Source organism: Floccifex sp., assembly GCF_051873495.1.
GTDB lineage: Bacteria > Bacillota_I > Bacilli_A > Erysipelotrichales > Erysipelotrichaceae > Floccifex.
Map to the genome: position 1 here is coordinate 15,936 of NZ_JBJEEX010000117.1, position 11,283 is coordinate 27,218.

The window sequence follows — 11,283 nt, forward strand, 5'->3', positions numbered from 1 at the left end:
CTTGGTGCTGCAAAAACAAGTTGTTTTCAAAATAAAATTATTGAAAAAGATAAGTTTGAAAGGTGGAATATACAATGTTTAATTTATTTAAAAAAAATAATTCATTAGAAGTAGGAAGTCCGATAAACGGGGAATGCGTTCAATTAGAAGAGGTTAATGATTCTATGTTTTCACAGAAAATGCTTGGTGATGGAATTGCCATTATACCAAGTGGGAATACCTTTGTATCACCATGTGATGGGGTAATTTCAGCATTTTTTCCAAGTCTACATGCATTTGGAGTTACAACTAATGATGGAATTGAAATATTAGTACACATTGGGTTAGATACAGTAAATGAAAATGGAAAAGGATTTACATCTACAATGGTACAAGGCAAAAAAGTAAAAAAAGGTGATGTAATTGTTACAGCAGACATGGATTATTTGAAGCAAAAATATGATATGACAACGATGATTGTTGTAACAAACGCAAAAGAAAAATCCATTCAAGAACGCAGTGTAAATCAAACTGTGAATTCTATGGATACATTATTTGTTTTAAAATAAATTATTAGTATGCAATAAACTAAGAATTGTCAACGAAATATAATAGACGAGTCGGGAGTTTTTCTATGAAAACAAGGGTTTAACGTTACCATTTTTGATAAAAATTCAATTTTGGTAACGATAAACCCTATTTATACATTCTTACTCACTTGTTTTATATGCTTCTTATAGAAAGAAATACCAATGATAATGAAAGAAGAAATTTCTTCTTGTTTCATAGTTGTAGTATATTGTTTTGCTTCAATTATGATACCTGGCATTTGTTGGGTTTTACTTAAAAAATGTTCAATGTTAAATTGTATGTCAAGATAAAAAGAACAATATAAATCAAACTGAGACATAAATAAGAGAAGTCGTTCATGTGATACAAAAACAATTAAATTTAGATTTTATGCCAGCATTAGGAGAATTCTATAAATCAAAAACATATTTAATATTAAGAGAAACTGAAAATGGTTTATGGGCTGAATCTGCTGACTATATAGCTGATCGTTTCTTTGAAGAAAAAGGAATTGAAAGAACTGTATGAGTTCTTGATTCCTTTTTTTATTTTATTTACACTTGAATTATGAAAATCGTTATTTGTCCAGACTCATTTAAAGAAAGCATGGATGCCTTTGAAGCATGCCAAGCTATGAAAAACGGAATTGAAAAAGTAGATCCAACTATAGAATGTATAGTTTTACCCATGGCTGATGGAGGAGAAGGAACAAGTGAAGTATTAATAAATGCTACGGGTTGTCATATACAAACAGTCAAAGTACATAATCCCTTTAAAGAAATAATAGAAACAAACTATGGAATAAACCAAGAAGGACTCTGTGTGATGGAAAGCGCATCAAGCTGTGGCATTCATTTAATCCCCAAAGAAAGAAGAAACCCTACTATTGGATTAAGTATTGGACTCGGTGAAATGATGTTAGATGCTCTAGAAAAAGGAGCCAAAGAATTTATTATTGGACTAGGTGGAACGGGAACAAATGATGGAGGTTTTGGTTTATTGTATGCTCTAGGAACAAAGTTCTATGATGAAAATAATAATATTCTTCCATGTGAATTGTCGTCTATTCTAAAAATTAAAACCATAGATTTTAGTGAAACTAAGAAAAAATTAGAAGGAATATCTATTACAGTTGCCAGTGATGTAGACAATGTTTTTACTGGTAATAGCGGTGCTACCTATGTGTTTGGACCACAAAAAGGAGCAAATACAGAACAATTAGCTTATTTAGAATCTTGTCTAGTACACTTTAATGATTGTTTAGAAGTTGATCTGAACACCATTCCTAAAACAGGAGCAGCAGGAGGACTAGGAGGTGCTTTCTATTTACTAGGAGCGAATCTATCGAGTGGCATTGATATGGTTTTAAAAGTTGTGAATTTTGAAGAAAAAATAAAAGATGCCGACTATATTTTTACCGGAGAAGGAAGCATTGACTCTCAAACCATTCATGGAAAAACAATATCAGGTATCTTAAAAAAGGCATCTCTTTATCATATTCCTGTTATTGCCTTTGCGGGAAGAATCACATCCGATGCATCAAATTTATATGAAATCGGACTGACAGCTATGTTTTCGATAACCAATGAAGCTAAGAGTTTATCACAAGCTTTACTTGATGGAAAAGAGTCATTGGAACAAACAGTAAGTAATGTTTGTCGATTAATAAATAGATAATATATTATCCAAAAATTGACTTTTTAGCATAAAATAGATAAAATATTATCTATGGATAACTTTAGTTTTTTAAGATCACCACAAGACATTAATATGGAAATTGTTCAAAGAGTCGTAAAAAGAAGAAAGGAAAAAAAGATAACTCAACAAGCATTAAGTAAAAGAGCGAATGTAAGTTATGGTTCGATTAAACGGTTTGAAAGAACAGGTGAAATATCTTTTTCTTCTCTAATTAAGATTGCCTTTGCGCTAGAAATGGAAGATGACTTTGATTATTTATTTGCGAAAAAAGGATATTCTTCTATACAGGAGGTCATTGATGAACAAAAATAATGAATCTGTTTTCAATTTTGAAAATAAAGTAGTGGTTGTAACAGGTGCAGCTAAAGGAATTGGAAAATGTATTAAAGAACAATTTGAACTAGCTGGTGCTCATGTATGTAGTATAGATATTTTAGAGAATGATTATTTTGTTGGTGACTTAGCCAATAAAGAAACACTTGAACAATTTGTTCAAAAAGTTATTAAAGACTATGGACACATTGATTATTTAATTAATAACGCTCTTCCTAAAATGTGTGGTATTACCAATGGAAGCTATGAAGACTTTGAATACGCTCTAAAAGTGGGTGTGACAGCTCCTTTTTATTTAAGCAAATTATTTATGCCATATTTTTCTAGTGACGCAGCGATTGTGAATATCTCTTCTTCAAGAGATCGTATGAGTCAACCTGAAACCGAAAGTTATACTGCAGCGAAAGGAGGCATTGCCTCTCTTACTCATTCCTTGGCAATGAGCTTAGCTGGTAAAGTAAGAGTGAATTCAATATCTCCTGGTTGGATTGATACGAATTACACAGTATATGAAGGAGCCGATGCCATCCAACAACCCGTAGGAAGAGTAGGGAATCCAATGGATATAGCTAATATGGTTTTATATTTATGCTCGGATATGGCAGGATTCATTACCGGAGAAAACATTTGTATTGATGGAGGCATGACTAAACAAATGATTTATCACGGTGATAATGGATGGACTTTTCATTGTGAATAATAGTTAAGGTGCATTTTAACACAAAATGCATCTTGTTTTTTTATTATGATAAATTACGAAAATAAATATAATAGTTATTTTTTATATATGGTATAATATCAATAACTTCTAATAAAAATATTCTAAAAAAATAACTAACAATATTCCAATATAAAAATACAAAATTATTAGAAAGCTTAAATCCAAAAACATCAAATCCAATATTAAAAAATCTTCGAGTTTAGTTATTTTTATTTCACTACTATAAATCAAAATATTTATCACATTTAAACGTTTTAAGAAAGAGAGGAAAAATATGGGAAACGAAATAATTGTTTTTAAAGACGGTGAATTAGAACTAGAGGTTACTGTAAGTGAAAATCGCGAAAATGTATGGTTGACACAAGATCAAATGGCTGAATTATTTGATGTAGATAGAACACGTATTACTAGACATATCAGTAATATTTATAAAGATGGTGAATTGCTAGAAGAATCAACATGTGCGGAAAACGCACTAGTTCAAATTGAAGGTGAACGAAAAGTAAAAAGAAATGTTAAATACTATAATCTTGATATGATTATTTCAGTTGGATATCGTGTTAAATCAAAACGTGGTATTACATTTAGAAAATGGGCATCGAGCATACTAAAGGATTATATGATTCAAGGTTATGCGATTAATCAAAAGCGAATTGAAGCTTTAAATAAAACGGTTGAAATTCAATCTCGAATAATAGCGAACACATTAGAATTAGATGAACAAGATGTTTATGATGTCGTAATCAAATATTCTGAGGCATTAAATTTGTTGGATGATTATGATCATGGATGTGTAAAAAAACCAGAAGGAATTTCATCTATTTATCAGTTAACATATAAAGAATGTCGTAATTTAATTGATAGTATGAAATTTAGTGATACTTCTACTGTGTTTGGAGTTGAAAGAGAAAAAGGAAAACTTAATGGGATTCTTGCTGCTGTATATCAAAATGTATTTGGAAGTGAACTATATCCTAGTATTGAAGAAAAAGCGGCGAACTTGTTGTATTTTCTAATAAAGGATCATCCTTTTGTTGATGGCTGCAAAAGAATTGGTGCATCTATCTTTTTGGAATTTCTAAATAAAAATAATCATTTGGTTATTAATGGCAAACAAATCATCTCTAATAGTGCTCTTGTCGCAATTACTTTAATGATTGCAGAAAGTAGAGCCGATGAAAAAGATGTAATGGTAAGACTTGTAATGAATTTTTTACAAGATAATATTTAATCAATGAAACACAGAAGATCACATCGATCTTCTTTTTAATTGAATAAAAATACGGCTAATCCAAGATTTAATCTTAAATTAGCCGTAAATAATAATGAATTTATCTAATGCAAGCAATGCTTTACACGAAGTAAGAATGACTTTCTTGATAATTCATAGTTTTATTTTAAAATGAAATTATCAATAAGGAGTAAAAACATATGGAATTTGCTAAACAAATTAAACAAATACGAAAAGAAAATAATCTCACCCAAGAACAAATGGCTAAAAAACTTAATGTGACCAGACAAGCAATATCAAATTGGGAAAACAATAAAAACTTACCAGATTTAGAATTAATTGTATTAATATCTAAGGAATTTTCTGTTTCTCTTGATGAATTAATTTTAGAGGAAAATGATATGACAACGAAATTAATTAAAGATGGAAGTGAAACAAGACGAACAAAAATGAATTTAATCATGGTGATTATAGGTGTTGTTTTGTTGTGTATAGGAACACTTTGTTTAATTATTAAAGGATTAAGTGTTGAATATATTGATGCCAATGGTATTCTACATGAAAACTTCTTTTTAGTTCCTATAGGATTTTTATTTATATTAAGTGGCACTATGATTTTTTTTATAACCGGAATTAAGAATATCATTCATCGCATAAAAAATTAGGGTACATTTTTAAAAATGCACCCTAAATATTAATTTAATTAATAAAATCAAACAATGAAATAAAATGTCGATTAGAATAGAAACAATTAAGACAATAAGATCCCATTTCTTATTCATTGTTTATGACCCGATACAATATCATAATACACATTGGAAGTGATTTTATAGACAATGACATAGAATAAACCAAATATGAAAATACAAATACCCGTTACAATTAAAGAAAGAGTAACATTTCTTAGATTAAACATAGCCAATAATTTTTGTACAATGGGAAAGGCAAAGGTAACATGTAAAGCAGCCATGATTAATGGTAAAAAGAAAATAGTCAACATTTGGGAATTAATGCTTTTACGAATATCTTCGTCTTTCATTCCTACTTTTCGCATAATCTCAAAACGATTCCTATCTTCATATCCTTCACTAATTTGTTTGTAATAAATGATTAATACGGTAGCAGCTACAAAAATAATCATTAAGAAAATAGCTAAAAAGAAGATACCTCCAAAAATACTATAAAATTCACTTCGTTCTTGTTCTTTAAATTCTAAAGAAAAGGGAGAATTGTATTCTATGCTTAAATTACGCAAGTGATTATAAAGAATTTCATTTAATTGAAATTGTTTTTCTTTTGATAAATGGGTATCAAATTCATATTTGTATTTAATAAAACAAGGATATTGTTCATCGAGTTGAGAATTAAAACAATTTATTACGGGATTTATATCTTTCACAACCATAAAAATAGAAGGAATAATATTCATGACTGCTTCACCAGAAGTAAGCATATCATCTACTTGTTTTTTAATAACCCATTTTGTACCGTCTTTCAAAGAAATCGAATCATCGTTATAAGAAGTACGAACACAGTGCATCAATATTTCATTGTCCTCAAGAACTTCATTTTTGTTCATTGACACATTATAAGAATCAAGTGAAATAAGATAAATATTAGCTACATTATCCATTGTTTGGGCATTGGCTTCGTTCACTTGAGTGGGATCTAATATCAATTTGCCATTTTCAAATAAACCAGTCGTTGATGCGATTGAATATTTCTTTAAATTGATGGGATTTACATTTTGTTCTTTAAGTAAAGCATCCACTTCTTGTTTATAAAATACTTCATTTTCATCATAAAAAGAAAGAGAAAAATCATAGGGATATCGTTCATTTAAGCTATATTCTTTCCCAAAATATAAACTCCCAGCGCCCATCATCATAACAATAACCATCGTACTTAATACACAAATGGAAGCAAGCCCAGCTCCGTTTCTTTTCATACGATAGCTCATTGAGGAAACGGATACAAAGTGATTTTTTTGATAGTAATAGTTTTTGTTTTTTTGTAGGATTTTACACAATACTACCGATCCTGAAATAAACAATAAATATGTGGCAATAATGACCAAACTAACGGCGATAAAAAACCATGCTAAGGCAATTAAGGGACTTTCAATGGAAAGGGCAATATAGTAGGCAATTGCTAATAGAATAAGGCCTACAATTCCGAATACATAATTGGCTTTGGGTGGTTTTTCTCCTATTTGTTCACTTTTCATTAAAGTGATGGTATTCATTTTAAGAATAGAAAACCAACTTTTTATAAAAATTAAAACGAAAATAGGAATAAAGACAATAAAAGTATAAATAACTGCGGATAAATTCATCGTTAAATTATAATTAATGGTTCCATCCATAAATTGAATTAATAATAATTCATTCATCTTTGATAATAAAAAACCAGAAAATAGACCTAAACAAATGGAAATTACGAAAATAATAATTGTTTCCCAGGCTAATAAAATACTTAAATGTTTCTTTCCCATTCCCAACATATTATATAAACCATATTCTTTTTGTCTTTGTTTCATTAAAAAAGAATGTGTGTAAAACAAGAAAATAAGAGCAAATAAGGCAAGGACAAAGGATCCAAAATTCAACATCATCGCAATGCTTTCGCCACCTGGAATTGTTTCCATACTTGGCATTTGTATAAGATAGCGAATAATATAAAACATCATAACCATGCCACTGCTTGTAAGAATATAAGGTCCATAGGTTTTCTTATTCTTTTTAATGGCATTCATCGCAAAGTTTAAATTAAAACTTAGTTTCATAGTGAATTACCTCGTGTAAGTAAAGAAGTCAATGTATCCGAAATCATTTGATAGAGTTGTTCATTGGTTTGGTTTCCTCTATAAATTTGATGAAAAATTTGACCATCTTTGACAAATAAAACACGTGAAGCATGACACGCTGCTTTAATGGAATGCGTAACCATTAAGATTGTCTGTCCTTTTTCATTGATTTGACTAAACAAAGAAAGAAGTTCATCACTTGATTTAGAATCAAGGGCTCCGGTTGGTTCATCGGCTAAAATGATTTTAGGATGGGTAATTAAAGCACGAGCAATAGCGACTCTTTGTTTTTGTCCACCCGATAATTCATATGGAAATTTCTTAAGTAAAGAATCAATGCATAATTGTTTGGCAATAGGATCTAGTAATGCTTTCATTTCTTTATGATGTTTTCCTTGTAAGACTAAAGGAAGATAAATATTATCTTCGATAGAAAATGTGTCTAATAAATTAAATTCTTGAAACACAAAACCAAGATTGTCTCTTCGAAATTCAGCTCTTTGAGATTCCTTTAATTTTGATAAATCAAATCCATCTAATAAAATGGTTCCACTAGTAGGACTATCCAGACTAGCTAATATATTTAATAACGTGGTTTTTCCTGAACCCGATTCTCCCATAATCGCAACGTATTCTCCTTGTTCAACGGAAAAATTGACATTTTTTAAGGCTTCGACTTTATTTTGTTCAAAGCGATTGGTGTATATTTTTTGTACTCCTTTTACATTTAAGATACTCATATAAGTCCTCCTTTTTCTGTCTAAATTCTAACAAGAAGAGTGTTTGTCATACTATTTTGTTTGCTTACAATTTCACTCAAATTCTAACAGTTTTGTAAGAAAAAGAGATATATTACTTTTTGTGATCCATATATTCATGAGCAAGAATGTCTTTTAAAACTAACATCGCATCGAGTTCACTATATCCATAAGTTGCCTGTAAATCATTAAACATTGTCCTTATTTGTCGGGAGTATTTAGGAATATCGACTTCATTTTGATAAGTTTTTAGAACAGGATATTTAGTACTCCAAGCTTTAGTCCAATCGGTTTTATTTTGATTTTCTTCATTGGTGTTTTTAATAATATTTTCAATTGAATTCATAATTATTTCTCCATTTTTTCTATTTCCTTTACAATAAAATGATTCGCAAGTTCAAATGCCTTAATTCTTCTTTTAGCTAATGTGATTTGTGACTTACATCGACTCGGATTTTCTTTCGATTCCAATGTTTTTAGTGTTTCTTCTAATTTATGTAGAGTTGAATCGATTTGTCTTTTAGCTTCCACTAATTCTTCTAATGTATATTCCATAAATTCTCCTATTAAAAACTCTTTTCTATATTATATAGAAAAGAGCAATTATTATTCTTTTTCTAACTGAACTTGACTTAAATCAATATAAACGGTTGTTCCTTTATCTATTATGGAATCAATGGAAATATCGTGTCCTAAGTTATCACATACTCGTTTACATAAATATAAACCAAGACCACTTGCCTTAGAATCCATTCTTCCATTGTATCCAGTATAACCTTTTTCAAAGACACGAGGAAGATCTTCTGAAGCAATACCGATTCCGGTATCTTGAACACAAAGAATGTTTTTGTCTTTCAAATAAATAGAAATACTTCCTTTGGGAGTATACTTTAACGCATTGGATACAACTTGTTCTATCACAAAGGATAACCATTTTTCATCGCTTATAATAAAATCTGAAATGGATTCATAATTTAATTTAATTTTTCGTTCAATGAATTCAGGGGCAAATTTTTTAATTACTTGTCTTATGACATCATCTAAATCCACTTCATGAAACACATAGTCAGTATTATTTGAATCCAATCGTAAATATGTCATAACCATTTCGACGTATTGTTCAATATGGAATAAATCAGTAGATAATTTAAAAGAAAGAGGACTATCTTCATTTTGAAGATGGAGTTTCATAGCCGCAATAGGTGTTTTAATTTGGTGTCCCCATGTTGTATAGTAATCAATCATGTCATCGTATTTTTGATCCATCTGTGTTTTATAGTCTCTTTGTTCCTGGATTAACTGATGAATGATTTGTTGGTAAGCCTCTTCTTCAATACTTTGAGACATAGGAAAAGATTCATACAACACTTGTATTTGACTTAAAGTTTGATGTTTCTTTTTTACATAATAAAAATCAATAATAAAGAAAAGAATATTGATGACTATACATAGTAAAAAAGGATAATATAAACTTCTTAGAGGTAAATCATATAATAAAAAACTTATAAAAAAGATAAAATAAACTAAGGTAATACAAATGATTATGTTCTTTCTTTGTTTTAAATATTGTTTTAATAAATTCATAATCAATCCTCGATAATATATCCCATTCCAAATTTAGTCAAAATAAAATTCGTTAAACCATAGGAATCCAGTTTCTTTCGTAAACGATTCACATTAACAGATAACGTATTTTCATCCACAAAGCTATCGGTTTTCCATAGAGCATCCATTAGTTTTTCTCTAGACACAATTTTTCCTTTGTTTTCCATTAAAGTTAATAAAATACGATATTCATTTTTAGATAAAGATATTTTTTGATCTTGATATGATAAAGAACCATCTCCTAAATTTAAAATGGCTCCACGATGTTCTAATAACGATACATGATTTGAAAAATCATAACTTCTTCTAAGTAATGCTTGAATTTTGGCCATTAATAAACTTTGATCAAAAGGTTTGGCAATAAAGTCGTCAGCTCCCATATTCATAGCCATAATCATATTCATATTATCCGAAGCAGAGGAAATAAAAATAATAGGGACTTTTGATACTTTACGAATTTCATTACACCAATGATAGCCATTGAAAAAAGGCAAAGAAATATCCATTAATACTAAATGAGGATTAAAAAAGGCAAATTCACTCATTACATCACGAAAATTTTCGGTAATATGAACTTGTAGATTCCATTGTTCTCCTTGAACTTGAATAGCCTGGGCAATGCCACGGTCATCTTCAACAATCATTATTTTATACATACTAACTCCATTTTTTTAATATTTTTATCTTCACTATCAAATGAGCCAATGTGCATAATTTGTACACTTACTCCTTCTTCAATTGTTATAAATTAATCCTTAGAACAATTGATTTTATTCTTTTTATAATTAAACGCCATGTTGACTCTCTTTAATAAATGAAATGATTTCATCCGTTGTGATTTGAATTTGTTCAAAATTTGAAATCGTAGGATTTCCATCTCCTTCTTGGTGTCCATAAACTCCAAAATAAGAATGACAACCCCCTTCAATGATTATTTCTTTAAAATCATCCGGAAGATGTTTTTTATTTTCATTATATTTATCTAAATTTAGTACATGGTCTTCAGATCCATAAATAGATAATACATCTAGTTCACTCGAAATATCACTTGTCGAATAAGAACCCAATAAAATTAAACCACGATAATCTTCAATGTGTTTACTTACATACGAAGCAGCCATTGAACCACCCAATGAATGTCCACCAATATACCAGTTTTCAATATCGGGATATTGAGCTTGAATACCATCAGCTGCATTTAAGTCAAATACTGCTAAATTAAAAGGCATTTTCACTAAGACACAAAGAATCCCTTGTTTAGCGCACTGTTCCATTAAAGGAATATATGCCTCATAATCAACTTTTCCCCCGGGATAAAAAATAAAACCAGTTGTAGGATTCGAAGGCATAAATTCATAATTTCCATTATCTAATTTATTAATCGTAACATTGGTGTTGTCTATATAAGAAGCAATTTCTTCTTGATTAGCAGGATAACTGTCACTTAAATAATAAGCCGATCCGCCTATTAAAGATATACAAATAATGAGTATAACTAATAGTAATATTTTTTTCTTTTTCATAAAGATATTCCTGGTATATTCTAATTGACTCATCTAATAGTCATTTAGAATATACTTTT

Annotated in this window: 15 protein-coding genes; 7 read left to right on the forward strand and 8 right to left on the reverse strand. The window is 29.5% G+C overall.

Annotation, left to right across the window (positions count from 1 at the left end; genetic code table 11):
• Positions 1-74: 74 nt before the first annotated feature.
• On the forward strand, positions 75-548 hold the full coding sequence (locus ACI313_RS07320; protein ID WP_320607650.1) for a PTS sugar transporter subunit IIA: 474 nt from the start codon (positions 75-77) through the stop codon (positions 546-548).
• A 131-nt stretch (positions 549-679) separates the two neighbouring features.
• On the opposite strand, the gene ACI313_RS07325 is transcribed toward ACI313_RS07320, so the two are convergent.
• Positions 680-808 carry a hypothetical protein gene (locus ACI313_RS07325; RefSeq protein ID WP_439755648.1) on the reverse strand — a complete coding sequence of 43 codons (129 nt, stop codon included), beginning with the start codon at positions 806-808 and terminating at the stop codon, positions 680-682.
• 101 nt (positions 809-909) lie between these two features.
• Between ACI313_RS07325 and ACI313_RS07330 the strand changes: the two genes are divergently transcribed.
• The 6 genes from ACI313_RS07330 to ACI313_RS07355 all read left to right on the forward strand — a co-directional run bounded on the left by ACI313_RS07330 (position 910) and on the right by ACI313_RS07355 (position 5,197).
• Positions 910-1,077 carry a hypothetical protein gene (locus ACI313_RS07330; protein WP_439755649.1) on the forward strand — a complete coding sequence of 56 codons (168 nt, stop codon included), beginning with the start codon at positions 910-912 and terminating at the stop codon, positions 1,075-1,077.
• Between the two features lie 39 nt (positions 1,078-1,116).
• Positions 1,117-2,226, forward strand: a complete 1,110-nt coding sequence (locus ACI313_RS07335; protein WP_439755650.1) for a glycerate kinase family protein — start codon at positions 1,117-1,119, stop codon at positions 2,224-2,226.
• A 51-nt stretch (positions 2,227-2,277) separates the two neighbouring features.
• Positions 2,278-2,559 carry a helix-turn-helix domain-containing protein gene (locus ACI313_RS07340; RefSeq protein ID WP_439755651.1) on the forward strand — a complete coding sequence of 94 codons (282 nt, stop codon included), beginning with the start codon at positions 2,278-2,280 and terminating at the stop codon, positions 2,557-2,559.
• Entirely contained in the window at positions 2,546-3,280 is a 735-nt protein-coding gene (locus ACI313_RS07345) for an SDR family oxidoreductase (protein ID WP_439755652.1), read from the forward strand. Before ACI313_RS07340 ends, ACI313_RS07345 begins: the two co-directional genes overlap by 14 nt.
• Positions 3,281-3,575: 295 nt before the next feature.
• The gene (rhuM, locus tag ACI313_RS07350) at positions 3,576-4,532 is read left to right on the forward strand and encodes a RhuM family protein (protein WP_320607644.1); all 957 of its coding nucleotides are present in this window, start codon (positions 3,576-3,578) and stop codon (positions 4,530-4,532) included.
• Positions 4,533-4,732: 200 nt separating this feature from the next.
• A complete protein-coding gene (locus ACI313_RS07355) occupies positions 4,733-5,197 on the forward strand; it encodes a helix-turn-helix domain-containing protein (protein ID WP_439755653.1) in 465 nt (154 codons plus the stop codon).
• A 113-nt stretch (positions 5,198-5,310) separates the two neighbouring features.
• Here ACI313_RS07355 and ACI313_RS07360 read toward each other — a convergent pair whose 3' ends face one another.
• The 7 genes from ACI313_RS07360 to ACI313_RS07390 form a co-directional block, all read right to left on the reverse strand.
• Positions 5,311-7,317, reverse strand: a complete 2,007-nt coding sequence (locus tag ACI313_RS07360; protein ID WP_439755654.1) for an ABC transporter permease — start codon at positions 7,315-7,317, stop codon at positions 5,311-5,313.
• A complete protein-coding gene (locus ACI313_RS07365; protein WP_439755655.1) occupies positions 7,314-8,078 on the reverse strand; it encodes an ABC transporter ATP-binding protein in 765 nt (254 codons plus the stop codon). Before ACI313_RS07365 ends, ACI313_RS07360 begins: the two co-directional genes overlap by 4 nt.
• Positions 8,079-8,190: 112 nt before the next feature.
• Entirely contained in the window at positions 8,191-8,442 is a 252-nt protein-coding gene (locus ACI313_RS07370; RefSeq protein ID WP_320607640.1) for a hypothetical protein, read from the reverse strand.
• Positions 8,443-8,444: 2 nt separating this feature from the next.
• Positions 8,445-8,651 (reverse strand): hypothetical protein, encoded by a 207-nt coding sequence (locus ACI313_RS07375; protein WP_439755656.1) that lies wholly within the window; start codon positions 8,649-8,651, stop codon positions 8,445-8,447.
• A 51-nt stretch (positions 8,652-8,702) separates the two neighbouring features.
• Positions 8,703-9,680 (reverse strand): sensor histidine kinase, encoded by a 978-nt coding sequence (locus ACI313_RS07380; RefSeq protein WP_439755657.1) that lies wholly within the window; start codon positions 9,678-9,680, stop codon positions 8,703-8,705.
• Positions 9,681-9,682: 2 nt separating this feature from the next.
• Complete coding sequence (locus ACI313_RS07385; protein ID WP_320607636.1) at positions 9,683-10,357, reverse strand: response regulator transcription factor; 675 nt, start codon at positions 10,355-10,357, stop codon at positions 9,683-9,685.
• A gap of 129 nt (positions 10,358-10,486) precedes the next feature.
• Positions 10,487-11,224 (reverse strand): alpha/beta hydrolase, encoded by a 738-nt coding sequence (locus ACI313_RS07390; protein WP_439755658.1) that lies wholly within the window; start codon positions 11,222-11,224, stop codon positions 10,487-10,489.
• Between the last annotated feature and the right edge of the window lie 59 nt (positions 11,225-11,283).